This is a genomic window from Rhodococcus sp. JS3073 (genome assembly GCF_026810085.1).
GTDB classification, from domain to species: domain Bacteria; phylum Actinomycetota; class Actinomycetes; order Mycobacteriales; family Mycobacteriaceae; genus Rhodococcus_F; species Rhodococcus_F wratislaviensis.
The window spans coordinates 3,963,100-3,988,485 of sequence record NZ_CP113951.1 but is presented as its reverse complement, the minus strand read 5'-3'; the positions used below and the strand labels follow the sequence as shown (position 1 = coordinate 3,988,485).

The window sequence follows — 25,386 nt, the reverse complement described above, 5'->3', positions numbered from 1 at the left end:
CCTAGTTGTCGTAGAAGCTCAGTCGGTCCGACACACGAACGAACACGACGGCGATCAGGCCGAAGCCCAGAAAGAACAGGGTTCCCGCAGCAGCCGACAATCCTGCGTCGAAATTCTGGAATCCGAACTGGTACAGCAGGTAATAGATGTTGGTGGAGGCACCGCTGGGGCCGCCCTGCGTGACGATGTCGATGATCGGGTACGCCCACTGCGCGCCCAGCAGGATCGTCATGAGTCCGAGGAACACGAGCGTCGGGGACAGCAGCGGCAGTGTGATCTTGCGGGTGATCGTCGCTTGTGACGCTCCGTCCAGGGCCGCCGCCGACGCGTAGTCGGGATTGATCCCGGCCAGCCCGGCGGAGATGACGAGCACACCGAAGCCGAGCATCTGCCACCCGACGATCAGCACGACACCGAGCATCGCGAGGCCGGGTTCTCGGAAGACGTTGCCCAATTCGAAACCCAGAGTCGCGGCCACCCGCGGGATCGTGCCTCCCTCGGGGTTGAACAGCCACCGCCAGATTGCGCTGCCGGCCACCGGGGTGATGAGGAACGGGACGAAGATCAAGGCCTGGTAGAGCGTCTTCCATCGTCCGGCAACACGGTTCGACAGCAGCGCGACGACCATCGGCAGCAGCAACGAGAACACCATGAACGCGAGGACGTACACAATCGTGTTCCGCAGTGCCTTATGGAGTTCGGGCAGCGACAGTACGCGAGCGTAGTTGTCCATGCCCACCGGAACCTTCGGACTGGTGGGCACCATGTTCCATTTGTAGAACGACAGGCCGATGGTCTCCCCGAGCGGCTTGTAGATCCACACGATCAGAAGGACGACGGCGGGCAGGAGGTAGAGATACGGCGCGAGACCGCGTCGCACCAGGCCGACCCGCGACGGAGCTGTCGGCATCTCGGCGTGGACGGAGGCGGTCGCGGCCGGAACTTCGACGAACATCAGATGCCGGGCGCCGTGAGCTGCTCGATCGACTGCCGAATTTCGTCCGCAGTCATCTCGTACACCGTGGGGGACACGTCGAGCGGGACCACCGTGTGCAGGACACGGTCGCGGTAGACGTGCACCATGTTGAAACCCTGGGCGCCGTCCTGGCCGCGGATGCTGCCCCGGTCGACGAGGAGGTCCTGGGTGTAGCAGGTCGCCGACGCGACGGACACCGGGATGCCCGCGAACGTGCACGTCGTGGAGAAGTGCAGGTGTCCGGCGAGGATTCCGCGGACGTCTGTCCCCGCCAGCACGGTCTCGAGCCGGTGCTGTTCCTTCAACTCCACCGACTCGATGGCGTCGAGCAGGCCCGGCACCGGCGGATGGTGCAGGGCCAGCAGGGTGCCGTGCGGTGCCGGCTCAGCCAGGACGCCCGTCAGCCAGGCGAGCTGTTCGTCGCTGATCAGCCCGTGGTGGTGACCCGGAACCGTGCTGTCCAGCACGATGATCCGCAATCCGTTGACATCGACGACCGAGTCGACCGAGTCCTGGGTGGGTTCGGCGTCGAGGAGGCCGCTCCGGAAGGCGGGCCGGGCGTCGTGGTTGCCCATCACCCAGATCACCTTCGCGCCGAGGCGCTCCGCGGCGGGCTCGACGATCCGGCGCAGACGCACGTACGCCTCGGGCTCGCCCCTGTCGGCGAGGTCGCCGGTGAACACGATGGCCTCGGGCCGCCGGCCGGCCTTCTCGAGCCGCTCGAACAGCCGGGAGAGGTTGGCGTCGCTGTCGACCGAATCATGGAGCAGGGTGCCGTCGGTGACGAAGTGGGTGTCGCTCACATGCAGGATGTAGTGGTCGGGCTCCCCGTACTGGGACATGAAATTTCTCCTGTGGAAGTGGATGTCAGGCGACGAGTGCGCCGCGTAGGTCGTCGAGTTCACGCTCGGTCATGGCGTGGTCGAGGAGGAAGTCGCGGACGCCGCCGTGCGCGGTGGTGATCGAGTCGAGGGTCGTGCGCATCAACACGGCCGGGCTGGCGCCGACCAGGTGGTCGACGTCCACGCCGTCGGGAAGACCGCGGGCTCGCATTTTCTCGGCCATGCCGAGCGCCCAGTCGCCGGCCAGCAGAACCTCGGACATCGCGTAGTCGGCGACGATGTCCCGTTGATCGGCACCCACCGCCGCGAGTGTCAGAGCGACGACCAGACCGGTGCGATCCTTTCCCGCGGTGCAGTGAACGACGGTCGGGTCGTCGCCCGAGGCGGCGATGGCACGCACGGCGCGGGTCAAACGATGTCCGTAGTTCTCGACCATGTCGCGGTAGACGACCGCGAGGTCGAAGTTCGCGCCGTCGAGGTCGACCTCGCCCTCGTACACCGGCAGATGTTCCACCCGGTGTCCGACGCCGTCGAGTGCGCTCGGGCTGTCGTCCAGCTCCTGCTGTTCGCGGAGGTCGATGACGAGAGCAAGTTTCCGCTCGCGAAGGAGGTCACGGGCCGGCTGGTCGAGCCGGTGAAGCGCGTCCGAACGGAACAGCTTGTTCCACTTGGTGGTCCCGGTGTCCGTCGGGAACCCCCCGAGATCGCGGAAGTTGTAGGTGCCGGTCAGATTCAGGCGTCGATGGTTCGTCGACGCAGGCAGTGTGCTGGTCATTGTGTCGGTGTCTCGTCCTGTTCGGAGGTGGTTACTGAATGAGTTCCTGCACGCGCTCCTGCGCCGCCTGCATGGTCGCGGCCGGGTCCTTGCCGTAGTAGACGGCGTCCTCCACCGCCTGGCCGAGGATGTCGTCGGCCTGCACATAGCTGTTGCCGGGATACGACTCCCAGGCCTCGAGCTTGTCGAGCTGGCCGAGATTGGGAGCCAGGAGGGGGTTGTTGTCGGCCCATTCCTTCAGCGATGCCGGATCCTGGGTGAGGGACGGGCGCAGCGGAAGGTAGCCGATCTTGCTGGAGATCTCGGTGTACGCGTGGTCGCTCGTCATGAACTTGATGAACTCCCACGACGCGCGCTGCTTCGCCGGGTCCTGCGAGAACGTGAACAGAGCCGACCCCGAATTGGTCGGCACGGCGGCATGACCTTCGAAGGCGGGCATCGGTGCGGCACGCAGGTCCCAGCCACCGGTCGCCGCCGACTTCATGAACATTCCCTGCAGCGCCGACGTCTGCAGCTGAATCGCCACGTCGCCCTTCGCGAAACTCTCGTACTGGGTGGTCGAGTCGAGGTTGGCGAGGACGCCGTCGTCGTACATCTGCCGCAACGCAGTCACCGCCGACACCGCACCGGGCTCACCGAATTCGATGGTCTTGCGGTCCTGCGACAGCACATCGCCGCCTGCCGAGCGGATTAGCGCCTGCATGCACCAGTTTCCTCCCTTCACCGAGCACGACACGGACAGCGCCGGCTTGCCCGTCGCGGCGGTCACCGCCTTGGCGGCGGCTGCGACTTTCGGCCACGTCGACAGATCGGCGTCGGCGGGCAGCCCGGCTTTCGCGAGGGCAGTCGCGTTGTAGAAGAGGGTGGGTGTGGAGAACACGTAAGGGATGCCGTACGTTTCGCCGTCCCAGTCGCCGAGGGTCGCGGCCCGGGGGTGGAACGGGTGCTCCCCACCGAACGTCGCGTCCACGGCCTCGGTGCCGAACAGTCCGTCGAGTGACTGGGCGCCGAGTTCGTTGACGGCGAAATCGAGCGTGTCGAAGGTCAATTGGGCAACGTCGGGGGGCGATCCGGCGAGCATTTGTGTCTGCACGCTACTCGCGGTTCCGGCGCCGGCCGTGCCGCTGCCCTGCGGCGGCTGGGCCTTCACATGGATGTTCGGGTGCTGGGCCTCGAAGTCGGCGACGAGGCCGTTGATCGTGTCGGACCAGAGCCCGGCCTGTTGGAGGTTGTACGACTCGAAGACGATGTCGACCTGCTGGTCGGGTCCCAGTTCCGGGACCGGTGCGCCGGTGCCCGAAGCGCCCGGCGCGGCCCCGCCGGTGGCACAGCCGGTCAGCGCGGCGGCCACGGCCGCCACTACGACGGCAGAGAATGTCGATCTACGCATCACGCTGCTCCTGTTGCGGAAAGTGTTTCGGAAGAGTGCCCCACGGCCCGTGGGGCCGAGGAGTCGAAATCGGTGAGTTCGGGGACGTCCACCCATTCCAGGCGGCGTCCGGTCGCGCGGTCGAAGAGGTGCACGTCGGTGGGATCCGCGGTGAGGACGGCGGATCGATGGGCGCGCAATGTAATCGGTCGCGGCGCTCGCACGCAGACCGTGGCACCCCCGACCTCGCAGTACGCGACCTGTTCGCTGCCGAGATTCTCGACGGACGTGACGTCGGCCGACAGCCGCACCCCGAGATGATCCGCAGGGTCGGCGACGCGGAGATGCTCCGGCCGGATGCCCAGGACGATGTCGCGGCCTTCGGTCTGTCCCGGCCACAGAGGTGCGGTCACGCCCTCGGCGGACGCGACCACCGTGCCGTTCACCGTGCGGACGCGTGCGTCCAGCAGGTTCATTGCGGGACTGCCGAGAAAACCGGCGACGAACACGGACGCCGGCCGGTCGTAGACGTCCTCGGGTGTTCCGACCTGTTCGAGTCCGCCGTTGTTCAGCAGGGCGATTCGTGTCGCCATCGTCATCGCCTCGACCTGATCGTGGGTGACGTACACGAACGTGGCCCCGAGTCGGCGATGGAGTTCGGTGAGCTCGCGCCTCGTCGCGGTCCTGAGCTTGGCGTCGAGGTTGGACAGCGGCTCGTCCATCAGGAACGCCTTCGGATTGCGCACGATCGCGCGCCCGACCGCGACGCGTTGCCGCTGGCCACCGGACAGTTCCTTCGGCTTCCGGCCGAGCAGGTGCGCGATGTCGAGTTGCTGCGCGACGGCCTCGACGCGCTCGACGGCCTCCGACTTGCGCATCTTTTTCACGCGCAACGGAAACGCGAGGTTCTTCGCGACGCTGAGGTGCGGGTAGAGCGCGTAGCTCTGGAAGACCATCGCGACGTCGCGGCGTCGCGCGGGCGCGGCGGTGATGTCGTCGTCGTCGAGCAGGATCCGTCCGCTGGTCGGTTCGAGCAGGCCCGCGAGCATCCTCAGCAGCGTGGTCTTTCCGCATCCGCTGGGCCCGAGGAGGACCAGGAAGTCGCCGTCCCGGATGTCGAGGTCGATGTTGTCGACTGCGGTGAAATCTGCGAACTTTCGACTCAGATTCTCGATCCGAATCCTGCCCATTGGCCTCTCCCGATGAAATGACGTTACCCAATCTCGGCGAGACGGGGAATTTCGTTACATCGGTAGTTAGCCAGGGTCAGGTTAATGGTGGGCGAATGGCTGTCCAATCATCGGTGATGCTTCGCGCAACGGCTGTAGCAGAATGCCGTCACGGATGGATCAGCGGCACAATCTGTTTGAAAGTCTCGGCTGCCGCCTCGGCCGAGCCGCCCCGCGCCCGGCAGACGGCGATCTGCAGGCTGATGAGGAACGCGAGCTGCACCACCGTGGCCGAGGCGCCCAGTCCGCCCCAGGGTCCGCTGCCGCCACCGATGACCAGTCCGATGTCGGATTTCTCCACGAGGGTCGAACGGGCGTAGCTGGTGACACCGATGACCGTGGCCCCCGCCGCCCGGGCCGCCTCGACCGGGCGCAGGGTGACGGAGTTCAACCCGCTGTCGCTCACCGCGAGGCACACGTCGCGGGACGTCAGGTGTCCGGCAGTCAACTGTTGGATCACGGCGTCGGTCGGTGCCTCGGCGTGGCGGCCGTTGAGAATGAACCGCACCGCCACGGCTGCAGCCGACGGTCCCGAGCTGCCGTTGCCGACGACGAGCACGCGCTCCGCCTCCGCGAGCGCCCTCACCGCCCGCTCGAACGAGTCTTCGTCGAGGGGCGCCAGAGCGCCGGCGAGATCCGTCGCCAGTTCGCCGAATACCGCCCGCACCAGTCCGGCACCGTTCTCTTCGACGGTCAGTGCTCCCGCCGACCCGGTATCGGCCGACCCCAGATCCCTCAGCAGCAACATCCGTAGGTGTTGGAACCCCTTGAAGCCCAGATTCTGGCACGCACGGATGACGGTGGCGGTCGACGTCTCAGCGTGTTCCGCGACATCGGCTGCCGACCACCACGCAACATCCCGGGGGCGCTCCACGCACACGTCCGCCACGCGCCGCTCGCTCGGAGCCAGCTTGGGCGCGACGGCGCGGATGGCGGACAACGTGGCCCCCACAGGCGGATCGATCGGTGACGCAGTCATGGGCCTTGAATAACACACCGCGGTGAACGAAGTGTGCGAGAGCGTAAGGCCGGTGACCGATCGCGTGGAGACCGAATCGTGGAGTGCGGCGAAAGATGCTGTCCCTCAAGGGTACGCAACCTCAGTTGAGTGGGACGTTCCAGATGATCGGGACCTGGTCGGTGGGCATGTTCTCGGCCCGGCGTTCCTGCCGCTGGTCGCGCTGCCGATCGCGGGTCCGGTCGTCGTTGCCACCGGGGATGTCGCGACCGGTGTCAGGGGCCGCCGCTGCGGCGACCGGGTGTTCCGCGGCCGGGGCAACCGCGCCCGCGACGCCGACGGGAAGGACGCCGAGTGCGGCTACAGCCACCACCACGGTCACGATCCGCTTCCGCAGCGAGCCGCGGTGGGTGCGTCGGTCGTCTTGGTGCGAATGTGTGGCTTTCATGGTCTGAATTCCTGTCCGAGTGCCGCGAACCCGACGTTCACGGCTACTCGAACGGTGTCCGCGAGGGCGCGAAACGTTACACCCGGCCGGACATTATTTTTGCGGTGATTTCCCGCCGCTAGCGCCACTCCCGGAACGCGGCGAGCAGGCGGTCCCGCAACGTCGGATCGAGCTCGTCCGGGGGGAGCGCGCCGAGGGTGTGCACCGTCTGCTCGATCTGCTCGAGATAGGTGGCGCATCCCGGGCATTCGCCCAGATGGGATTCGAATCGGACCCGGGCATCGGGATCCATGTCATCCTCGAGGTAGGCCGTGACGAGTTCGACGAGGTCCTGGCAGTCCATGTCTTCCATGTCTCACGCTCCCGTTCCAAGATAATCCTCGAGGGCCTGGCGGACGTGTGCGCGACCCCGATGCAGCAGCACCCGCTGGTTCGCCGGGGTGATCGAGAGCATCGCAGACACTTCATCGGCGTCGTAGCCGAGGACGTCGCGCAGCACGACCACGATCCGCTGGCGGTCGGGTAGGTGTTCGAGTTCGCGGCCCGCGACGTCGAGCACCTCCGCACCGAGAACCGATCCTTCGGGGGTTTCCGGCCAGCTGGTCGGCGGAGTCGCCCAGTGGTGTGGATCCTCCGGGGAGGAGGCCGGCAGGAACCGGGCCGGGTCCACGGCGGCGCTGCCCGTGTAGGCGGCCAGTGCGGCGTCGAAATCGTGCCGGTCCCGCACTCCCCGTTTCTTGGCGATGTTGACGAGTATCCGGAACAGCCAGGTACGGAGTGTGGAGCGGCCTTCGAATCGGTCGATGCCCTGGAGCACGGCGATCCAGGTTTCCTGGACGACGTCCTCCGCGACTTCGGTGCTGGCGACATATCCGCGCGCCACGCGCAGCATCATCGGCGTGTGCAGGTCGACCAGTTCGGCGAATGCCGACTCGTCCCGTGCACGGAGAGAGTCGACGAGGCACTGCTCGTGCGAGGTATCGATCTCGGTCATCCGCTCCTCCTCGGTGATCGAGGCGCTTCGGAAGCGTGGCCGCGTGAGGCGGCCGGATGACATCCAACACTACCGATCTCGGCGGCAGCCGTCGATCGGGCGCCCGATCTCGTGGTGGTAGGGCCGAACGGCCCTTTCTCGGCCTCGCGGTGCGGGGAAGACTCGATGTGGAGGGGTGGCGGGCCGCGGCGACGCGGTAACGGTCGCGGCGGCCCGGGTGCCCCAGGCAACGACTGCACCTGGCAACCCAGGGAGGGCGACGCATGGACTTTCGGCGAACTCCGCTGGCGCGTTCGGAGAATTACTGGGAGCAGCTGGGGTCAGTGGAGGCTCGCCATCTGGACGGTGCGGAGCGGGACCGGCCCCCCGCGCCGGACGAACAGGTCTCGCTCGTCGACCACTGTCGAGGTGCCACCCCCGACTCGGCATGAGGAGCCTGAGCGCGGCGAGAAACGCTAGGCAACTCCGCTGCGACGTGGCACGATTTCGTTTGTGACGAGCAGTACCGCTGAGAACCAGCGCCTACGCGACCTCGCGCTGCTGCGCCGCGTCCGCGACCGGATCGATCGGGAGCACGCGCAGCCGCTGGACGTCGAGTCCCTCGCCCGTGGAGTGAACATGTCGGCCGGGCACCTCAGCCGCCAGTTCCGGCTCGCGTACGGCGAGTCCCCGTATTCGTACCTGATGACGCGGCGCATCGAACGGGCGATGGCGCTGCTGCGCCGCGGCGACCTCAGCGTCACCGAGGTCTGTTTCGCGGTCGGCTGCTCGTCGCTGGGCACCTTCAGCACCCGTTTCACCGAGCTGACCGGGGTCCCGCCCAGCACCTACCGGCGCCAGGAGGCGGACGCGGCGGCGGGCATTCCGTCGTGCGTGGCGAAACAGGTCACGAGACCGATCAGGAATCGAGAAGCGCAGGTCGCCGATTCGTAATTATCGTGATCCCATGGACATCACAATTCACCAGACCTACCTGCCGCAGGACGACCCGGACGCCGCTCTGGCCTTCTATCGCGACACTCTCGGCTTCGAGGTCCGCAACGACGTCGGATACAACGGGATGCGCTGGATCACGGTCGGTCCGGCCGACCAGCCCGGCACGTCCATCGTTCTGCATCCGCCTGCCGCCGACCCCGGCATCACCGACGACGAGCGCCGCACCATCGCCGAGATGATGGCCAAGGGCACCTACGCAGCCATCAACCTGGCCACCAGGAACCTCGACGGCGTCTTCGAGAAGCTGCAGGCCAGCGACTCCGCGGAGGTCGTTCAGGAGCCGACCGAGCAGCCGTACGGGGTTCGTGACTGCGCCTTCCGCGATCCCGCGGGCAACATGGTTCGTATCCAGGAACTGCGCTGATCCACGCCGACGGAGACCGCGAATGCGGCTCCGCCCAACAGATGGAGACACGATGAGCATGGCCACGAAGGCGGACACGACGGGGCGAGCGAAGCGACGGGAAAACTCGGAGTCGCCGGATCTGCACCTTGCGGACAGTCACGATCTCATCCGCGTGCACGGCGCGCGCGAGAACAACCTCAAGGACGTCAGTGTCGAGCTCCCGAAACGCCGGCTGACGGTGTTCACCGGTGTCTCCGGCTCGGGCAAGAGTTCGCTGGTGTTCGCCACGATCGCCGCGGAGTCGCAGCGGATGATCAACGAGACCTACAGCGCCTTCGTGCAGGGCTTCATGCCGTCACTGGCGCGACCCGACGTCGACGTCATGGACGGGCTGACGACGGCGATCATCGTCGACCAGGAGCGGATGGGCTCGAACCCCCGCTCCACCGTCGGCACCGCCACCGACGCCAACGCGATGCTGCGCATCCTGTTCAGCCGGCTCGGGAAGCCGCACATCGGCTCACCCCAGGCGTTCTCCTTCAACGTCGCGTCGATCTCCGGCGCAGGCGCGGTCACCATCGAGCGCGGTGGCCAGGAGACGAAGGAGCGGCGGAGCTTCAGCATCACCGGCGGCATGTGTCCGCGATGCGAGGGCCGGGGCGCGGTCACCGATTTCGACCTGACGGCGCTGTACGACGACAGCAAGTCGCTGAACGAGGGCGCGCTGACGATCCCCGGCTACAGCATGGAGGGCTGGTACGGCCGCATCTTCCGGGGCTGCGGCTACTTCGATCCGGACAAGCCGATCGCGAAGTTCACCAAGAAGCAGCTGCAGGACCTGCTCTACAAGCCGCCGACCAAGATCAAGGTCGAGGGCGTCAACGTGACGTACGAGGGCCTGATCCCGAAGATCCAGAAGTCGTTCCTGGCCAAGGACGTCGATGCCATGCAGCCGCACATTCGCGCGTTCGTGGAGCGGGCGATCACATTTGCCACCTGCCCCGACTGCGACGGCACCCGACTCAGCGAGGGCGCCCGATCGTCGAAGATCAAGGGGAAGAACATCGCCGACGTCTGCACGATGCAGATCAGCGACCTCGCCGACTGGGTCCGGGGCCTGAAGGAACCGTCGGTGGCCCCACTGCTCACCGGGCTGCAGCATCTGCTCGACTCGTTCACGGAGATCGGGTTGGGGTACCTCTCACTCGACCGGCCGTCGGGCACCCTGTCCGGAGGAGAGGCGCAGCGCACGAAGATGATCCGGCACCTCGGTTCGTCGCTCACCGACGTCACCTACGTCTTCGACGAGCCGACGATCGGCCTGCACCCGCACGACATCCAGAGGATGAACGGCCTGCTGCTGCAGTTGCGCGACAAGGGCAACACGGTGCTGGTCGTCGAGCACAAGCCGGAGGCGATCGCGATCGCCGACCACGTCGTCGACCTCGGCCCGCGCGCCGGCACCGAGGGTGGCCAGGTGGTGTTCGAGGGCACCGTCGAGGGTTTGCGGGCAAGTGACACACTCACCGGGCGGCATCTGGACGACCGCGCGTCGTTGAAGCAGTCGGTGCGCACCCCGTCGGGGGCGCTCGAGGTGCGCGGCGCAGACAGCCACAACCTGCGCGGCGTCGACGTCGACATCCCACTCGGCATGCTGGTGGTCGTGACCGGCGTGGCGGGCTCGGGCAAGAGCTCGCTGATCCACGGTTCGGTGTCCGGGCGGGACGGGGTGGTGTCGATCGACCAGGGCGCGATCAAGGGCTCCCGGCGAAGCAACCCGGCGACCTACACCGGACTGCTCGAGCCGATCCGCAAGGCGTTCGCGAAGGCCAACGGCGTGAAGCCGGCACTGTTCAGCTCCAACTCCGAGGGCGCCTGCCCCACGTGCAACGGCGCCGGAGTCATCTACACCGACCTGGGCGTGATGGCCACCGTCGAATCCCCCTGCGAGGAGTGCGAGGGGAAGCGGTTCCAGGCCGAGGTGCTCGAGTATCACCTCGCCGGGCGGGACATCAGCGAGGTCCTCGCCATGTCGGTGGCCGAGGCCGAGGAGTTCTTCGGTTCCGGGGAGGCACGGATCCCGGCGGCTCACAAGATTCTGCAGCGGCTCGCCGACGTCGGGCTCGGCTACCTCAGCCTCGGACAGCCGCTCACCACGCTGTCCGGCGGCGAACGGCAGCGGCTCAAGCTGGCCACCGCGATGGCCGACAAGGGCGACACGTACGTCCTCGACGAGCCGACCACCGGCCTGCACCTGGCCGACGTCGAACAGCTGCTCGGACTGCTCGACCGGCTCGTCGACTCCGGGAAGTCGGTCATCGTCATCGAGCATCACCAGGCGGTCATGGCGCACGCCGACTGGATCATCGACCTCGGCCCGGGCGCCGGCCACGACGGCGGCCGGATCGTGTTCGAGGGCAGGCCGGACGATCTGGTGTCCGCCCGCTCCACCCTCACCGGCGAGCACCTCGCGGCCTACGTCGGCACCTGACCGCCCCTCACCCATGCGACTGTCAGACCGTCACGTTCGCCGAATCTGACGAGATGCCTTCCGACGACGTCTTCCAGTCGGGGCAGCTCGCCGGATTCGGCGACGACGTGCAGGTGTAGTTCGCCTTCTCCGGCGGTCACCGTCGCTCGGCCGCCGGCCAGGTCGATCCAGCCGGATCGTGTGTCCGGTGTCCACTCGCCGCCGTTGCGGCGTCCGAGGTGGGATACGAGTTGTTTGCCGTACCGTTCGGGGCGGTCGGTGCGGACGGTCGCGTGCGATTCGCCGCCTGTGATGTCGCCGGTCATGTCGGTCCCTTTCGACGGTGCGTCCCGTGTCTCAGTGTGTGCCCGGAACGGGTGGGGTGCCGTGGGTGTGGAACGTCTCGATGGTCTTCATGCCCCACGCTTGACCCTTGGACCGTTCGGCCTCGGTCCATTCGATGACGTCCCAGTCGGGATCGAGGATCAGCCGCGCTCCGGGGTTGCAGAACTCGATACGGTTGCCGCCCGGCTCGTAGACGTAGAGGAAGAACGTCTGCTGGATGGCGTGCTTGTGCGGCCCGGTCTCGATGTGGACGCCGTTTTCGAGGAAGACGTCTGCGGCGCGGAGGATGTCCTCGCGGGTGTCGGTGGCGAAGGCGATGTGGTGCAGACGCCCGTTGCTGCCCGTCCAGTCCTCGGTGTAGACCACGTCGTAACTCTTGTTCGTGAAGGTCAGCCACTGTCCGGCGATTTTGCCCGTGTTCAGCCGGATCTGTTCGGTGGGACGGCCGCCGAGAACGTCCCGGACAAAGGTTCCGTTGGTCTCGACGTCCGCGGCGAGGAAGTTCACGTGATCGAGGCGGCGAACCGTGGCGGGCGCGCCCGGGTAGCGTTCGGCCTGGTTCTTCAGCGCCGGCGCGAACTCCGCCGGAGGGGCGGTCTTCTCGACCTCCCAGTACAGGTCCATCGGGTGACCGTCGGGGTCGGCGAACGTGTAGGTCTTGCCGATACCGGGATCACCGTCGCGCCACCCGAGGCCGCGTCCGGCGGCTTCGATCGCCGCGACACGGCGTTCCAGAGCCGCGGGACTCGACGTCCGGTAGCCCAGCCGCCCGATGCCCGACGTGTCGTGGGCGGTGAGCTTGAGGGAGTGGTGCTGGTAGTCGTCCCACGAACGCAGGTACACGCTGTCGCCGTCGGCGGCGACTTCGCGCAGGCCGAGCAGTTCGGTGAAGAACCACTTGCTCTCGTCGAAGGTCGGGGTGAACAGTTCGACGTAGCCGAGGTGGGCGATGTCGAAGCGGGCGTCGTCGGTGCTCATGAGTTGTCCTCGGTGTGGGGGCCGGCGGGCCGGGGGTAGACGGTGCCGTCGAACAGGGTGCGGGCGGTGCGGATCACGGCGGCGCGGCGGATGTCGACGCCGGTGTCACCGGTGTAGGTCAGGTCGATGTCGACGTCGAAGTACCCGGTGGGGTGTTCGATGCGGACGACGCCGTCGTCGCGGTGACGGCTGAGCCGATCGGCGACCGATCCGGGGATCCGGACCGCGGTGCCGACGGTGAGCGCTCCGAGCACGCCGATGGCGGTGTGGCACCGCACGGGGATGAACGTGCGGGTGTCGAGGGTGCCGTCGCCGAGTGGGGCGGCGACCAGTGTCATCTTGGGTACGGTCGTGGTGGACACATCGCCGATGCCCATCAATTTGCCTGCCTGCGAACGGATGTGGGCGATCCGCTCGGTCAGATCGGTGTCGGCCTCGAGCTCGTCGGGGCTCTCGTGACCGCTCACACCGAGATCGGCGGCAGCGATGACGACCGTCGGCATGCCGTTGTCGATGCAGGTGACGTCCACTCCGTCGACGGTGTCGACGACGCGGCCGGTCGGGAGCAGCGCCCCGCACGTAGATCCCGCGGTGCCGGAGAACGCGATGCTGACCGGGGCGGCGGCGCCGGGCACTCCGGCGATCTCGCAGCTGCCGGCGTATTCGACCTGCCCGCCCGGTGTCGGGAACGTTGCCGTGGCGAAGCCGTCCGAGTTGACCATCCGGATCCGGACACTCGTGTGCTCGGAATCGGCCGGCACCAGACCGTGTTCCACGGCGAACGGGCCGACGCCGGCGAGGATGTTGCCGCAGTTCTGCGCCGACGACACGCGGGCCTGATCCACCGCAACCTGCAGGAAGAGGTAGTCGACGTCCGCGCGCGGATCATCCGACGGGCTGATCACCGCGACCTTGCTGGTGAGTGGGTGGGCGCCCCCGATCCCGTCGATCTGACGGGGGTCGGGGGAGCCCATGACGCGCAGCAGGAGATCGTCCCGCTCGCGGAGGTCGGAGGGGAGATCCGCGGCGAGGAAGAACGCCCCCTTGGACGTACCGCCCCGCATCCAGGTGCAGGCGATGCCGCCCATTACAGCGCCTCCTGCTGTTCCAGCCGGTACTGCTTCTGCGACAGGTACCGCACGCCGAGGGAGTCGAGTACCGGACGCAACCCGTACCGGTCCAGTCCCAGCTCGCCGGCGCGGAAGGACTGTCGCGCGGCCTCTTCCTTCTCCAGTCGGGCGCGGGAGGCGGCGGCGGTGTCGGCCGCGGCGGCGCGGGGCACGATCACCACGCCGTCGTCGTCGGCCACCACGACGTCACCGGCGTCGACGGACACCCGGCCCAGGGTCACGGGAATGTTCACCGCGCCGGCGGTGGCCTTGACCGTGCCCTGTGCGGACACCGCGGTGGACCACACGGGGAAGCCCATGTCGTTCAGTTCGGCGACGTCGCGGACGCCGGCGTCGATGACGAGTCCGCGGACACCGCGCGACTGCAGGGCGGTGGCGAACAGTTCGCCGAACATGCCGTCCGTCGACGGGGAGTTGGTGGTGACCACCAGGATGTCGCCGGCGCCGCACTGCTCGATGGCGGCGTGGATCATCAGGTTGTCGCCGGGCCAGGACAGGACGGTCACGGCGGTGCCGGCGATCCGGGCGCCGGACTGGATGGGCCGGAACTGCGGGCCGGCGAGGCCGGTGCGTCCCTGCGCCTCGTGCACCGTCGCGGAACCGAACTCGGCGAGGGCGTCGACCGTGTCGAGGGGTGTCTTGATCGGGTCGGTGAGGATGACGGGGTCTTTCACGACAGAACCTCCGCCACCTGCGGGTAGTACCGCACGTACGCCTCACCCATCGTGTCGGTGCTGAAGCCGAGGTTCGGTCCGGCGTTTCGCTTGACCTGCACACCGCGCCGCCGTGCGAGATCGGTGTAGTAGGTCCACATGTGTTCCTGCGCCACAAGTGATTCCATCGCCTTACGCTTCTGCGGGAAGACGTCGGTGATGTCGATCAGCACGTTCGGCTTGAAGTCGCACTGCTCGGGCTGGTGCGGCTCGAAGAAGAACACCGGCGGGGCCCCCAGTGGCTCACCCTCGGCGGGATAGCCGATCGCCTGGGCCAGGATGCGGGCGTCGAGCGCCATTCGGGCGGCCGCGGGATGGTCGGCGTTGTACGGGTCGATCAGCGGATGGGTCAGCACCACAGTCGGATTGACGTCGCGGTAGACGTGCACCAACCGGTCGACCAACTCTGGCGAGGGCAGCAGCGGGTAGTCGCCGGCGTCGAAGAACTCGATCTCCGCGCCCAGTGCCGACGCGGCCGCTTCCGCTTCTCCCCGCCGGATGTCCTTGATTTCCTCGAGCGACTTGCCGTCCCGCCATGCCCGAGCGGATTCACCGCGCTCGCCGTAGCTCAGGCACACGACTTTCGCGCGTTCGCCGCGAGCAGTGGCGGCGGCAATGGCTCCGCCGGCACGCCAGACGAAATCGCCGGCATGGGCGCTGACGACCAGCAGGGCCGGTTCTACCTGATTTGCCATGAGTGATTCCTTTCCTCGCTGTCCGAGATGTGGGCGGGGACACCTCGCCCGGTAGCAAGTAGCGCATATTGCTGACCAAATTGTCAACAATCGCGTATTCATTTTTTACGACGAGAAGGTTGTGGAGATCGTGGCGGATCGTATAGGTTGTGTGCCGAGTGACCTGAGTCACGCGATTGAATCATCGCTGTGAGGAGAGCCGTGCCAGCTGTTTCGTTCGGCGCGGCGACGCCGCGCCGATTCGGGCGCCGGCGATGTAGTACCGCCGGTACTCGCTGGGCCGCAGTGATTTCCGGTCAACATGGACAGAACGGCCGCACTGCTGACGCATTGTGCAGGATGCCAAGGAGAAAGAAACTATGTCGGATCTGAGTCGACGCGCGTTCCTGGGAAGTACGTCCGCACTACTGGCGGGGACCACCGTGGCATGCAGCGGGAACAGCGCGGCAGGCACCGGTACACCCACGTCTGCCACCGAGGTGGGTGCCCCGGTGACCGGTCCCTTCACCAAGACGCCGGGCTGGCTGGATTGGTACCAGAACCCGTCGGCACCGCGCTTCGCGGTACCGACGGGAGCGGTGGACGCCCACTGTCACGTCTTCGGTCCCGGCGCCCAATTCCCGTTCGCGCCGGAACGCAAGTACACCCCGTGCGACGCGAGCAGGGATCAACTCTTCGCGTTGCGTGATCACCTGGGGATGAGTCGCAATGTCATCGTTCAGGCGACCTGTCACGGAGCGGACAACAGTGCGATGGTCGACGCCGTTCAGGCGGCGGGCGGCCGGGCGCGCGGCATCGCCACGGTCCGCACCGACATCACCGACACCGAGTTGCGCCGGCTCGACGAGGCGGGCGTGCGAGGGGTGCGGTTCAACTTTCTTCCGCGACTGGTCGAGGGCACCCCGAAGGATGATCTGACCACCATCGCGCGGAAGATCGCCCCGCTCGGGTGGCACATCGTCATCTACTTCGAAGGCCCCGACCTCGAGGGCTTGGAGGGCTTCTTCGACACACTGCCGACGCCGCTGGTGGTGGACCACATGGGACGTCCGGACGTCACTCGGCCCGTGGACGGGCCGGAGTTCGGCCGGTTCCTCCGCTTCGTCGAGCGCAACGAGGCGTGGGTGAAGGTCAGCTGCCCGGAACGGCTCACCGTCACCGGTCCGCCGGCGCTGAACGGCGAACAGAACGCCTACACCGATGTCGTGCCCTTCAGCCGGCGAGTGGTCGAGGAGTTCCCCGACTCGGTGCTCTGGGGCAGCGACTGGCCCCACCCCAACCTCACCGACCACATGCCCGACGACGGGCTCCTGGTCGACCACATTCCCCACGTGGCCACCACCCCGGAACTGCAGCGCAAGCTCCTCGTGGCCAACCCGATGCGCCTGTACTGGCCGGGCGAGGACTACTGAGCCTCCCTCCACCGCAACCTTTTTCGAGAAGGGCTTCCCGTGCAGCACTCCAACGCGGCGAATCGGCTGGACCGCCTGCCGATTTCGCGGTTCCACAAGATCACCCTGCTGGCCGTCTCCTTCGCGTACTTCTTCGAGTTCGCGGACATCAACACGTTCGCCACCACCGTCCCCAAGCTGATCAAGCTGTGGGGAGTAACCGTCAACCAGGTCGCCTACGTGACCTCCCTGTCCTTCGTCGGCATGTTCTTCGGCTCCCTCATCGGTGGCTGGATCGCCGACCGCTGGGGCCGTAAGAACGCGTTGACCATCACCACACTGTGGTTCGCCGTCTTCTCGTTCGTGTCGGTGTTCTCCTGGGACATCCTGTCCCTCGGAGTCCTCCGGGTCCTCACCTCGGCGGGGCTGTCGGCCATGACCGTGGTGGCGGTCATCTACGTCAACGAAATCTTCCCCGCCGCCGTTCGCGGCAAGTACCAGGCCTACGCCATCGTCATCGGTATCTGCGGCACGCCGGTCACCAACCTCGTTGCCGCCGCGGTCGTTCCGCTCACCGATTGGTCGTGGCGGCTGGTCTACCTGTGGGGCAGCCTCGGCATCCTCTTCCTCCTCTTCACCCGGCACCTGACGGAATCGCCTCGGTGGCACGAAAGCAAGGGACAGTACGAGAAGGCGGACGCCGTACTGAGCCGGATCGAATCCCGTGTCGCCGCGGAGACCGGCCCCCTGCCCGAGCCCGCCGACCCGGTCGCGGTCACCACGCGGCAGACCAAGGCTCCGCTGCGACTGCTCCTGCAGAAGAGGTACCTCGTTCCCACGGTTCTGCTCTCGGTCATGTGGGTGACCCAGACGATCGGCTTCTTCGGGTACTCCAGCTGGGCGCCCACCCTGTTGGCGCAGGAGGGCCTCAGTGTGGAGAAGTCGATCTTCTACGTCGCGCTGACCACCGTCGGTGCGCCGCTGGGTTGCTTCCTCGCCGCACAGGTCACCGACCGTGTCGAACGCAAGTGGTGCCTCGTCGCATTCGGTGTGGTGATCGCGATCTGCGGGCTCTTCTACGGGCTGACGTTCAACCCGATCATGATCGTGGTGTTCGGCTTCCTCGTGAACTTCTTCGAGCGCGGCTACACCGCGGTGGCCTACGCCTACTCCCCGGAGCTGTTCGACACCCGAACCCGGTCCTTGGGCACCGGCGTCTCCTACGGACTCGGACGCCTGTCGAACGCCGTCGGTCCACTCATTATCGCCGCGCTGTACACCGGCACCGGGTATCACAGCGTCTTCTACTTCATCGCCGGGAGCTGGCTCGTCGGGGCACTCGCTCTGGCCGTCTTCGGACCCAAGACCCGGCAGGCCCGGCTCATCGATCCGCCCGTGGAGGCACCGACAGCACCCACCACGGCATGACGAGGGCTGTCGCCCCACGACCATCTGGAGTGCCTATGACCATCGACCACACCGGGTCCGATCGCGCCCGGACCCGCCTCGCTCTCTCGGTGCTGGCCCTGTGTTGGTTCGCCATCCTGTGCGACGGGCTCGACACCTTCGTCTACGGTGCGGTGTTGCCGCGCATGCTCGCCGACCCGACCCTCGGCATGGGTCCCGGAGCCGCCGGCACCGTGGGCAGCGTCGCGACCCTCGGCATGCTGATCGGCGCGCTTGCTGCGGGGCCGCTCGCCGACCGGCTCGGGCGGCGCACCGCGATCGTCGCGGGTGTCGCGTTGTTCTCGATCGCGTCGTTGGCCTGCGCAGTCGCGCCCTCGCTGGAGGTCTTCGCGGCGGCGCGGGGTGTGGCCGGGCTCGGCCTCGGCGGGCTCATCCCCACCGCCATCTCGATGGTCATGGAGTACGCCCCGCGCGGGAGGGCGAACCTGATGGTCGCGTCGCTGATGACCGCCCATCAGGCCGGCGGCATCCTCGCCCCGGGATTGAGCATGCTTTTCCTGGACAGCCGCGGATGGCGCTTCCTGTTCCTGCTCGGTGGCCTACCGCTGATTGCCGTGCCGCTCATGCTGAAGTTCCTCCCCGAATCGATGGGGTACCTGCTCGCTCGCGGCCGCGTCGCCGATGCCGACGCGCTCGCTCGTAGTCGCGGTGTCGCAGTCACCGACTTCGTGACGACCCCGACCGGCGGGCGCGGGACGGCGTCGACGACTGCGCACCGCATCCGCCGGCTGTTCACCGGATCCCGTGCGATCACCACCCCGGCGTTGTGGACGGCGTCGTTCGCCGGGCTGCTGCTGGTGTACGGGGTGGCCACCTGGTTGCCGGTCATGATGAGGTCGACCGGGTACGAACTCGGCTCGGCGCTGAGCTTCCTGCTGGTGATCAATCTCGGTGGCATCGTGGGCATGCTGATCGCCGGGCAGGTGGCCGACCGCGTCGGACCGATTCCGACCGCGCTGGTGTGGTTCGCGTTGACCGCCATCGGTATCACCGCGTTGTCGGTGCAGATGCCGCTCGCCGCGACCTACGTGGTGGTCTTCGCGACCGGTGTGTGGTTGTTCAGCGCCCAGACCATGGTCTACGCCGGCACCGCCGCACACAGCGAGGCCGACTTCCGGGCCACCGCCGTCGGACTCACGTCGGGGATCGGCCGGTTCGGCGCTGTCTTCGGCCCCTGGCTCGGCGGCGTTCTCATCGCTTCCGGGACTCCACGGTGGGGGTTCGGGGCCTTCGCGGTTGCCGCCCTGCTCGCCGTGGCAGCGCTGCTGGTGGTTTTCGTGACAGACCGCGTAGGGTCGCGCGCGACGACGAGTTCAGTGCTCGAACGGGTCTCTCCGTGAGTGCCCGCGTGCGATCATCTCTGCCGGGCTTCGGCGACGTCCTCGAGCGCGGCGGTCACGCTCGCCAGGTGTTGTCGCATGGCCGCCTCCGCCCGCTCCGGGTCGCGCGAGCACACCGCGTCGATGATCGCGACGTGCTCGGGCAGCGACACCGACATCCGGCCGGGGTGCATCGACAGCTTGAACTGGTGTCGCACCAGCTGACCACGCAGCCGCTCGAGGATCTCGTCCGCCGACCGCTGCGCACTGATCTCTCGAACGCGCTTGTGCAACAACTGGTTCGCCCGCGAATACCAGAACACGTCTCCGGCCGCGACCGACGTCGTCAATTCCTCGCGCAACGCGGTGAGTTCCTCGATCTCGGCGTCGGTGACCTTCTGGGCCGCCTTCGCCGCACACAGTCCTTCGACGACCATCCGTACCTCGGTGATCTCGACCGCCTCGTCCAACGACACCGACCGCACGCGCGCGCCGCGGTTCTGGATCCGTTCGACGAGACCCTGGGCGGTGAGTTCGTGCAGGGCCGCCCGGACCGCGCTGCGACTGGCGTCGTACTGCGCACACAGGTCTGCCTCGACCATGCGCTGGTTGGGCGCGAAATCCCCGTCGAGGATGGCTTTGCGGATCAGGTCGGTGACCGCAGCCTGATCCGTGCTGTGCTCGCGAGCTTCCTTCACCGGCATCGGGCTATCTCCGCTCAGATCATCACCAAAATTGTTACCGATATTGTACCGACCCAGGGTCCCCTGGATCGCACATGGCACCAGATCCATCCAGGAAAGAGGAACCGATGACCCAGCAGACGACGATCGCCGTCCTCGGACTCGGCGAGGCCGGCGGCGCATTCGCGCGCGACCTGATCGCCGCCGACGCCACCGTCCGCGCCTTCGACCCCGCAGTCGCGGCACCGGTCGGAGCCATCGCGTGCCGGTCCGAGGCCGAGGCCGTCGACACCGCCGACCTCGTCCTCAGCGTGAACAACGCGCGCGCCGCGAAGGCCGCACTCGAACGGGGAAGCCCCGCAATGAGTGCCGATGCCGTCTGGGTGGACATGAACACCGCGGCGCCGGATCTCAAACGCACCCTCGGCGCCCACGCCGCGCGACACGGACACGGTTTCGTCGACGTGGCGATCATGGCTCCGGTCCCCGGCCGCGGACTCCGAAGCCCCCTGACGGCGAGCGGCCGCGACGCACACCGGGCCGCCGAAATCCTCACCCGCTACGGGGCATCCGTCGACACCCTCGACGCACCGGCGGGTGCGGCCGCGGAACGAAAACTGCTGCGCAGCATCTTCTACAAGGGAATGTCCGCGGCCATCGTCGAAGCCCTCACCGCGGGTCGCGCCCTCGGCCTCGACGATTGGCTCACCGCCGATATCGCCGACGAACTGACCCGGGCCGACGCCGGCACGATTGCCCGCGTCCTCGACGGAACGCGTCGCCACGCCAGGCGCCGCGCCGACGAAATGGACGCCGCAGCAGTCATGCTCCGTGCCCTCGGTATCGACCCCGACATCGCCCAGGCCACCCACGAACTGCTGACCAAGATCCCGGCGCCGTCGGCATGTGCCGAACCGAGACGTGCTGTGCCGAACTGAGACGTCGCCACCCTCCACCCGGTCATAGCGTCACGTTCCGTCAGTGACCACAGACACGACAGGAGAGTGGGATGTCCGATCTCAACGCCGCGCTCGGCAAGGTTCTCGACAGCGTGACCACGGAAGATGCGCCGAGGGTGCCGGGAGTGGTGGCGATGGTGACCGATCGGGACCGCACGGTGTTCGAGGGTGCCGCCGGCGTGCGGTCCCTGGCCGACCGCGAGCCGATGACCGCCGACACCGTGTTCGCGATCTTCTCCACCACCAAGGCGATCACCGGGACCACCGTGCTGCAGTGCGTCGAAGAGGGTCTGCTCGACCTCGACGCGCCCGCCCGGGAATACGTTCCGGAGCTCGGTGACATTCAGGTCATCGAGGGATTCGACGCGCACGGCGATCCGGTGCTGAGGGCACCGAAGCGGGACATCACCACGCGGATGCTGTTGTTGCACACCGCCGGGTTCGGGTACGACTTCTTCGACGAGACCTACAACCGGTTGGGTGTGGAGCACGACCAGCCCGGCGTGATCACGGCGACCCGGGCGTCGCTGACCACACCGTTGCTCTTCGATCCGGGCGCGAAGTGGCAGTACGGGACGAACATCGACTGGGCCGGTCAGGTGGTCGAGGCGATCCGCGGCAAGCGGCTCGGCGACGTGATGGCCGAGCGGGTGTTCGCGCCCCTGGGCATGCACGACACCTCCTTCACCCTGACCGGTTCGATGGCGGCCCGGCGCGCGACCATCCACCAGCGGGAGGAGGACGGCCGGCTGACCCCGTTGGATCTGGTGCTGCCGCAGGACCCGGAGATTCACATGGGCGGGCACGGCCTCTACTCCACAGTGGTCGACTACCTGAAGTTCCTGCGGATGTGGCTGAACGACGGCGACGCCCCGGGTGGCCGAGTGCTGCGGGCCGACACCGTGCAGGCCGCCGTGTGCAACGGTCTCGAGGGACAAGAGGTCGGGATGCTGCCTGCCGTAATTCCCGCCCTCACCAACGACGCCGAATTCTTTCCCGGACAACGTAAGTCGTGGGCGTACACGTTCATGGTGAACGAAGAGGACGCACCCACCGGCCGGCCCCGGGGGTCGCTCGGGTGGGCCGGGCTCGCCAACTCGTACTACTGGATCGATCGCCGCAACGGAATCGCCGGGTACTGGGCCACCCAGGTCCTGCCGTTCGCCGACGCCGTGTCGTTCGGCGGCTACCTGGACTTCGAGACGGCGGCGTACCGTCACGCCACGCTCGCCTCACCCGTCTAGGGCAACCGGGTCGTTGCTCGGTCAGCGGAGGTCGGCGAGCTTGCGCCCCAGCACCGTCCGCTCGCGCTCGTTGCCGCACAACCGCACGGCCGCCTCGAGTTCGGTGCGCGCCTCGTCGGTGCGGCCCAGGCGGATGAGCAGTTCGCCGCGAACGCTCGGCAGCAGGTGCGAGTTCGACAGTGCCTGGGCGGCCACCAGCTCGTCCACGATCGGCAGCGCCGCCGCCGGTCCCTGGGCCATGGAGACCGCCACCGCCCGGTTGAGGTCGACCACCGGTGACGGCGCGAGCCGGCCGAGGGCCTCGTAGATGAGGACGATCCGCTCCCAGTTCGTCGCGTCGACAGACGGCGCGACGGCATGGCATTCGGCGATCGCCGCCTGCAGACCGTAGGCGCCCAGCCCCCGGCCGACCTGTTCCGCGCGGGCGAGGGCGGCGCGTCCCCGGCGGATCGCGGTGCGGTCCCAGCGGCGGCGGTCCTGGTGCTCGAGCAGCACCGGCTCGCCGTCCGCCCCGGTACGGGCCGGGAACCGCGCCGCGGTCAGTTCGAGCAGCGCCAGCAGACCGTGCACCTCGGGCTCGTCGGGCACCAGCCGGGTCAGCACCCGAGCGAGGCGCTGCGCCTCGCTCGCGAGGTCGAGGCGAATCAGGTCGTCGCCGGAGCTGGCCGACGACCCTTCGGTGAAGATCAGGTAGATCACGCTGAGCACCGAGCCGAGTCGCCCGGTCCGCTCCGCGGCGGGCGGCACCTCGAACGGCACCCGGGCCGCCCCGAGGGTCTTCTTCGCCCGGGTGATCCGGGCCTGCACGGTCGCGGTCGGGACGAGGAACACCTTCGCGATCTCGTCGCTCGTCAGACCGCCGACCACCCGCAGGGTGAGAGCGACCCTCGCCTCCCGCGACAGCACGGGGTGGCAGGAGATGAACATCAACGCCAGCATGTCGTCGTCGATCTGGTCCGGATCCCACAGCACGTCCCCGGTGCCCTTGGCCGGATCGGCGGGCGCGCTCCCCGAGACGGCACCGCCCTCGCCCAGGTCGTGAGCGAGGACGGCGTACCTCTCGTCGAGGGCGGAGCGCCGGCGGAACGCGTCGATCGCCCGGCGGCGGCCGACGGTGAGCAACCATCCCGCAGGGTTGTGGGGAATGCCGTCGCGCGGCCAGCTCACGAGTGCCTCGGCCAGCGCCTCCTGGGCGAGGTCCTCGGCCAGCGCGAAATCGCCGGTGTACCGCGCGAGCGCACCGACGATCCGCGCCGACTCGATCCGCCAGACGGCGGCGACGGCCTCACGCCCGGTGTGACCGTCACCCGTCGATCCGCTCAGAGCTGGCCGGTCGCTTCGCGCCACGCCCGCTCCTTCTGGATCCACACGTTGTCCTGCGGGAACTCGTCGATCGTCGCGACCCGGCGGATCTCCGCCTTGGAACCGGGACCGGCCATCGGGGCACGCTTGGCCCACTCGACGGCCTCCTCCTTCGACGCCACGTTGAGCATCCAGAAGCCGCCGAACAACTCCTTCGTCTCGCCATAGGGGCCGTCGGTCACCACAGGCGTCTCCGAGGAGTAGTCGACCACCACACCCGATTCGGGGTCGGGGTCCAGGCCCTCGGCGGCGAGCAGCACGCCGGCGCGGATCATCTCGTCGTTGAACTTGCCCATCGCCTCCATGATCTCGGTGAAATCAACGTCCTGGAACGCCGCGAAGGTCTCGTCGGTGGCGCGCATGATCAGCATGTACTTCATGGTGTCCGTCTCCTTGGATGTCGGGGTCCCTCTTGGACCTTCTCATCCTCAGGTCGAACGGGGAGGGACATGGATCGACACACCTGCCGAAATTCTTTTTCGAACCTATCGGGCTCGGCCGGCTCTGCGCCGGTCGGTTTCCGTGGTGCCACCCCATATTCCGTGGGTCTCGCGGTGTTCGGTTGCGTGTGCGCGGCATTGGTCGGCGACGATGCAGCCGTCGCAGATCTGTTTGGCGCGTCGTTCCCGCCTGATCCGGGCGCCGCGTCGCTCGCCGTCCGGAGCGAAGAAGGCGGAGGGGTCGGTGGTGCGGCAGTGGGCGCGGTACCGCCACCCCCAGCGTTCGGCGGCGGTTGTGGGTTGGTCGTGAAGTGCTGTGTGGTCGGTCATTGCGTGTCCCGGGGGTGGATTCGGGCGGTGGACGGTCGAGACCGTCCACCGCCGTGGCTGCACCGACTCAGTGCAGGTGGCTGCCGCCGTTGATGTCGACGGTGGTGCCGGTGAGGTATGCGGCGTCCTGCGAGGACAGGAAGGTGATGACGGCGGCGACCTCGGTGGTGGTCGCGACCCGGCCGAGGGGGATGTCGCGGCAGAGTGCGGCTTCCTGTTCGTCGGTGCTGCCCACGCGGATGCTGGTGTCGACCGCACCGGGGGTGACGGCGTTGACGGTGACTCCGCTGTCGCCGAGTTCACGCGCGAGGGACTTGGTGAAACCGAGGACCGCGGCCTTCGCGGACGAGTACGGCACCTTGCCGAACACCCCGCCACCACGCTGGGCGGAGACGGACGACATGTTCACCACACGCCCCCAGCCGTTGTCGATCATGACCGGCAGGAACGCGCGGGTGACGAGGTAGGTGCCGGTGGCGTTGACCGCCATCACCTTGTTCCACAGTTCCAGGGTGGTCTCGAGGAACGGCACCGGCGACGTGATGCCGGCGATGTTCGCGAGCGCACCCACGGTGGGGAGGTTGCCGCCTGCGACTTCGGCGGCGACGGCGTCGTGGGCCCGCTGGACCGAGGTTTCGTCGGCGACGTCGATGTCGTGACCGAAGGCCGGGACACCGAACTCGTTGCCGATCTCGGCGGCGACCTTCGCGGACTTCTCCCCGTCGAGGTCGAGAACGACGATCGCCCAGCCCTCTTCGGCGTAGCGGCGGGCGGTGGCGAGGCCGATCCCGCGCTCGGAGGTGGCGCCGGTGATGACGGCGGTGCGCTGGATGGACGACATGATCGCTCCTCGTGTTGCTGGAATCGCGCGTCCCGTCCGATGCGGTGGAGAGCAGGAAGGTCGACGACGCGGTAGGTGACTGCCAC

At 67.7% G+C, this 25,386-nt stretch carries 27 protein-coding genes; 8 read left to right on the top strand and 19 right to left on the bottom strand.

What is annotated here, in order from left to right; all coding sequences use genetic code 11:
- Position 1: 1 nt before the first annotated feature.
- The 9 genes from OYT95_RS18090 to OYT95_RS18050 form a co-directional block, all read right to left on the bottom strand.
- Positions 2–955 carry a carbohydrate ABC transporter permease gene (locus OYT95_RS18090; RefSeq protein ID WP_268792122.1) on the bottom strand — a complete coding sequence of 318 codons (954 nt, stop codon included), beginning with the start codon at positions 953–955 and terminating at the stop codon, positions 2–4.
- Positions 955–1,818 carry a phosphodiesterase gene (locus OYT95_RS18085; RefSeq protein ID WP_268792121.1) on the bottom strand — a complete coding sequence of 288 codons (864 nt, stop codon included), beginning with the start codon at positions 1,816–1,818 and terminating at the stop codon, positions 955–957. The genes OYT95_RS18090 and OYT95_RS18085 overlap by 1 nt, the downstream gene beginning before the upstream one ends.
- Positions 1,819–1,843: 25 nt before the next feature.
- On the bottom strand, positions 1,844–2,593 hold the full coding sequence (locus OYT95_RS18080; RefSeq protein ID WP_268792120.1) for a tyrosine-protein phosphatase: 750 nt from the start codon (positions 2,591–2,593) through the stop codon (positions 1,844–1,846).
- Positions 2,594–2,624: 31 nt separating this feature from the next.
- The gene (locus tag OYT95_RS18075) at positions 2,625–3,983 is read right to left on the bottom strand and encodes an ABC transporter substrate-binding protein (protein WP_268792119.1); all 1,359 of its coding nucleotides are present in this window, start codon (positions 3,981–3,983) and stop codon (positions 2,625–2,627) included.
- Positions 3,983–5,152, bottom strand: coding sequence for an ABC transporter ATP-binding protein (locus OYT95_RS18070; protein ID WP_268792118.1), 1,170 nt, complete (start codon positions 5,150–5,152; stop codon positions 3,983–3,985). Before OYT95_RS18070 ends, OYT95_RS18075 begins: the two co-directional genes overlap by 1 nt.
- Positions 5,153–5,300: 148 nt before the next feature.
- Entirely contained in the window at positions 5,301–6,170 is an 870-nt protein-coding gene (locus OYT95_RS18065; RefSeq protein WP_268792117.1) for a MurR/RpiR family transcriptional regulator, read from the bottom strand.
- Positions 6,171–6,291: 121 nt separating this feature from the next.
- Entirely contained in the window at positions 6,292–6,597 is a 306-nt protein-coding gene (locus OYT95_RS18060) for a hypothetical protein (protein WP_268792116.1), read from the bottom strand.
- A 118-nt stretch (positions 6,598–6,715) separates the two neighbouring features.
- Complete coding sequence (locus OYT95_RS18055; RefSeq protein ID WP_037236262.1) at positions 6,716–6,940, bottom strand: anti-sigma factor family protein; 225 nt, start codon at positions 6,938–6,940, stop codon at positions 6,716–6,718.
- Positions 6,941–6,952: 12 nt separating this feature from the next.
- Positions 6,953–7,654 carry an RNA polymerase sigma factor gene (locus OYT95_RS18050; RefSeq protein ID WP_037236001.1) on the bottom strand — a complete coding sequence of 234 codons (702 nt, stop codon included), beginning with the start codon at positions 7,652–7,654 and terminating at the stop codon, positions 6,953–6,955.
- A 429-nt stretch (positions 7,655–8,083) separates the two neighbouring features.
- Here OYT95_RS18050 and OYT95_RS18045 point away from each other — a divergent pair, with 429 nt between their 5' ends.
- The 3 genes from OYT95_RS18045 to OYT95_RS18035 are packed head-to-tail and all read left to right on the top strand — an operon-like array spanning position 8,084 to position 11,424.
- The gene (locus tag OYT95_RS18045; protein WP_037236004.1) at positions 8,084–8,524 is read left to right on the top strand and encodes a helix-turn-helix transcriptional regulator; all 441 of its coding nucleotides are present in this window, start codon (positions 8,084–8,086) and stop codon (positions 8,522–8,524) included.
- 13 nt (positions 8,525–8,537) lie between these two features.
- Positions 8,538–8,951: a VOC family protein gene (locus OYT95_RS18040; RefSeq protein ID WP_005237883.1), complete on the top strand. Its 414-nt coding sequence runs from the start codon at positions 8,538–8,540 to the stop codon at positions 8,949–8,951.
- A gap of 52 nt (positions 8,952–9,003) precedes the next feature.
- Positions 9,004–11,424 (top strand): ATP-binding cassette domain-containing protein, encoded by a 2,421-nt coding sequence (locus OYT95_RS18035; RefSeq protein ID WP_112301460.1) that lies wholly within the window; start codon positions 9,004–9,006, stop codon positions 11,422–11,424.
- Here OYT95_RS18035 and OYT95_RS18030 read toward each other — a convergent pair.
- Genes OYT95_RS18030 through OYT95_RS18010 form a run of 5 tightly spaced genes read right to left on the bottom strand, consistent with a single transcriptional unit; the run spans position 11,409 to position 15,264 of the window.
- On the bottom strand, positions 11,409–11,729 hold the full coding sequence (locus tag OYT95_RS18030; protein ID WP_268792115.1) for a DUF2218 domain-containing protein: 321 nt from the start codon (positions 11,727–11,729) through the stop codon (positions 11,409–11,411). The genes OYT95_RS18035 and OYT95_RS18030 overlap by 16 nt on opposite strands.
- A 31-nt stretch (positions 11,730–11,760) precedes the next feature.
- Positions 11,761–12,726 (bottom strand): VOC family protein, encoded by a 966-nt coding sequence (locus OYT95_RS18025; RefSeq protein ID WP_268792114.1) that lies wholly within the window; start codon positions 12,724–12,726, stop codon positions 11,761–11,763.
- A complete protein-coding gene (locus OYT95_RS18020; RefSeq protein WP_268792113.1) occupies positions 12,723–13,814 on the bottom strand; it encodes a 4-oxalomesaconate tautomerase in 1,092 nt (363 codons plus the stop codon). The genes OYT95_RS18025 and OYT95_RS18020 overlap by 4 nt, the downstream gene beginning before the upstream one ends.
- Entirely contained in the window at positions 13,814–14,530 is a 717-nt protein-coding gene (locus tag OYT95_RS18015; protein WP_268792112.1) for a 4-carboxy-4-hydroxy-2-oxoadipate aldolase/oxaloacetate decarboxylase, read from the bottom strand. Before OYT95_RS18015 ends, OYT95_RS18020 begins: the two co-directional genes overlap by 1 nt.
- Positions 14,527–15,264 carry a PIG-L deacetylase family protein gene (locus OYT95_RS18010; protein ID WP_005237870.1) on the bottom strand — a complete coding sequence of 246 codons (738 nt, stop codon included), beginning with the start codon at positions 15,262–15,264 and terminating at the stop codon, positions 14,527–14,529. Before OYT95_RS18010 ends, OYT95_RS18015 begins: the two co-directional genes overlap by 4 nt.
- A gap of 359 nt (positions 15,265–15,623) precedes the next feature.
- Between OYT95_RS18010 and OYT95_RS18005 the strand changes: the two genes are divergently transcribed.
- The 3 genes from OYT95_RS18005 to OYT95_RS17995 are packed head-to-tail and all read left to right on the top strand — an operon-like array spanning position 15,624 to position 19,462.
- A complete protein-coding gene (locus tag OYT95_RS18005) occupies positions 15,624–16,676 on the top strand; it encodes an amidohydrolase family protein (RefSeq protein WP_268792111.1) in 1,053 nt (350 codons plus the stop codon).
- 39 nt (positions 16,677–16,715) lie between these two features.
- On the top strand, positions 16,716–18,083 hold the full coding sequence (locus tag OYT95_RS18000) for an MFS transporter (protein WP_268792110.1): 1,368 nt from the start codon (positions 16,716–16,718) through the stop codon (positions 18,081–18,083).
- A gap of 35 nt (positions 18,084–18,118) precedes the next feature.
- Positions 18,119–19,462 (top strand): MFS transporter, encoded by a 1,344-nt coding sequence (locus OYT95_RS17995; protein WP_268792109.1) that lies wholly within the window; start codon positions 18,119–18,121, stop codon positions 19,460–19,462.
- 14 nt (positions 19,463–19,476) lie between these two features.
- On the opposite strand, the gene OYT95_RS17990 is transcribed toward OYT95_RS17995, so the two are convergent.
- Positions 19,477–20,145 (bottom strand): GntR family transcriptional regulator, encoded by a 669-nt coding sequence (locus OYT95_RS17990; protein WP_268792108.1) that lies wholly within the window; start codon positions 20,143–20,145, stop codon positions 19,477–19,479.
- 107 nt (positions 20,146–20,252) lie between these two features.
- Here OYT95_RS17990 and OYT95_RS17985 point away from each other — a divergent pair, with 107 nt between their 5' ends.
- On the top strand, positions 20,253–21,062 hold the full coding sequence (locus OYT95_RS17985) for an NAD(P)-dependent oxidoreductase (protein WP_268792107.1): 810 nt from the start codon (positions 20,253–20,255) through the stop codon (positions 21,060–21,062).
- A 71-nt stretch (positions 21,063–21,133) separates the two neighbouring features.
- The gene (locus OYT95_RS17980) at positions 21,134–22,327 is read left to right on the top strand and encodes a serine hydrolase domain-containing protein (RefSeq protein WP_268792106.1); all 1,194 of its coding nucleotides are present in this window, start codon (positions 21,134–21,136) and stop codon (positions 22,325–22,327) included.
- A gap of 21 nt (positions 22,328–22,348) precedes the next feature.
- On the opposite strand, the gene OYT95_RS17975 is transcribed toward OYT95_RS17980, so the two are convergent.
- From OYT95_RS17975 to OYT95_RS17960, 4 genes are all read right to left on the bottom strand, one after another.
- Positions 22,349–23,674 (bottom strand): RNA polymerase sigma factor, encoded by a 1,326-nt coding sequence (locus tag OYT95_RS17975; protein ID WP_268792105.1) that lies wholly within the window; start codon positions 23,672–23,674, stop codon positions 22,349–22,351.
- Positions 23,647–24,069 (bottom strand): YciI family protein, encoded by a 423-nt coding sequence (locus tag OYT95_RS17970; protein WP_037236036.1) that lies wholly within the window; start codon positions 24,067–24,069, stop codon positions 23,647–23,649. Before OYT95_RS17970 ends, OYT95_RS17975 begins: the two co-directional genes overlap by 28 nt.
- A gap of 105 nt (positions 24,070–24,174) precedes the next feature.
- Positions 24,175–24,459 (bottom strand): WhiB family transcriptional regulator, encoded by a 285-nt coding sequence (locus OYT95_RS17965; RefSeq protein WP_037236040.1) that lies wholly within the window; start codon positions 24,457–24,459, stop codon positions 24,175–24,177.
- Positions 24,460–24,526: 67 nt separating this feature from the next.
- Positions 24,527–25,300, bottom strand: coding sequence for an SDR family NAD(P)-dependent oxidoreductase (locus tag OYT95_RS17960; RefSeq protein WP_268792104.1), 774 nt, complete (start codon positions 25,298–25,300; stop codon positions 24,527–24,529).
- Between the last annotated feature and the right edge of the window lie 86 nt (positions 25,301–25,386).

Coding starts and splice junctions, on each gene's coding strand:
- OYT95_RS18090 (WP_268792122.1), bottom strand. CDS start 955: ATGTTCGTCGAAGTTCCGGCCGCGACCGCCTCCGTCCACGCCGAGATG.
- OYT95_RS18085 (WP_268792121.1), bottom strand. CDS start 1,818: ATGTCCCAGTACGGGGAGCCCGACCACTACATCCTGCATGTGAGCGAC.
- OYT95_RS18080 (WP_268792120.1), bottom strand. CDS start 2,593: ATGACCAGCACACTGCCTGCGTCGACGAACCATCGACGCCTGAATCTG.
- OYT95_RS18075 (WP_268792119.1), bottom strand. CDS start 3,983: ATGCGTAGATCGACATTCTCTGCCGTCGTAGTGGCGGCCGTGGCCGCC.
- OYT95_RS18070 (WP_268792118.1), bottom strand. CDS start 5,152: ATGGGCAGGATTCGGATCGAGAATCTGAGTCGAAAGTTCGCAGATTTC.
- OYT95_RS18065 (WP_268792117.1), bottom strand. CDS start 6,170: ATGACTGCGTCACCGATCGATCCGCCTGTGGGGGCCACGTTGTCCGCC.
- OYT95_RS18060 (WP_268792116.1), bottom strand. CDS start 6,597: ATGAAAGCCACACATTCGCACCAAGACGACCGACGCACCCACCGCGGC.
- OYT95_RS18055 (WP_037236262.1), bottom strand. CDS start 6,940: ATGGACTGCCAGGACCTCGTCGAACTCGTCACGGCCTACCTCGAGGAT.
- OYT95_RS18050 (WP_037236001.1), bottom strand. CDS start 7,654: ATGTCATCCGGCCGCCTCACGCGGCCACGCTTCCGAAGCGCCTCGATC.
- OYT95_RS18040 (WP_005237883.1), top strand. CDS start 8,538: ATGGACATCACAATTCACCAGACCTACCTGCCGCAGGACGACCCGGAC.
- OYT95_RS18035 (WP_112301460.1), top strand. CDS start 9,004: ATGAGCATGGCCACGAAGGCGGACACGACGGGGCGAGCGAAGCGACGG.
- OYT95_RS18030 (WP_268792115.1), bottom strand. CDS start 11,729: ATGACCGGCGACATCACAGGCGGCGAATCGCACGCGACCGTCCGCACC.
- OYT95_RS18025 (WP_268792114.1), bottom strand. CDS start 12,726: ATGAGCACCGACGACGCCCGCTTCGACATCGCCCACCTCGGCTACGTC.
- OYT95_RS18020 (WP_268792113.1), bottom strand. CDS start 13,814: ATGGGCGGCATCGCCTGCACCTGGATGCGGGGCGGTACGTCCAAGGGG.
- OYT95_RS18010 (WP_005237870.1), bottom strand. CDS start 15,264: ATGGCAAATCAGGTAGAACCGGCCCTGCTGGTCGTCAGCGCCCATGCC.
- OYT95_RS18005 (WP_268792111.1), top strand. CDS start 15,624: ATGTCGGATCTGAGTCGACGCGCGTTCCTGGGAAGTACGTCCGCACTA.
- OYT95_RS17995 (WP_268792109.1), top strand. CDS start 18,119: ATGACCATCGACCACACCGGGTCCGATCGCGCCCGGACCCGCCTCGCT.
- OYT95_RS17990 (WP_268792108.1), bottom strand. CDS start 20,145: ATGCCGGTGAAGGAAGCTCGCGAGCACAGCACGGATCAGGCTGCGGTC.
- OYT95_RS17985 (WP_268792107.1), top strand. CDS start 20,253: ATGACCCAGCAGACGACGATCGCCGTCCTCGGACTCGGCGAGGCCGGC.
- OYT95_RS17980 (WP_268792106.1), top strand. CDS start 21,134: ATGTCCGATCTCAACGCCGCGCTCGGCAAGGTTCTCGACAGCGTGACC.
- OYT95_RS17970 (WP_037236036.1), bottom strand. CDS start 24,069: ATGAAGTACATGCTGATCATGCGCGCCACCGACGAGACCTTCGCGGCG.
- OYT95_RS17965 (WP_037236040.1), bottom strand. CDS start 24,459: ATGACCGACCACACAGCACTTCACGACCAACCCACAACCGCCGCCGAA.
- OYT95_RS17960 (WP_268792104.1), bottom strand. CDS start 25,300: ATGTCGTCCATCCAGCGCACCGCCGTCATCACCGGCGCCACCTCCGAG.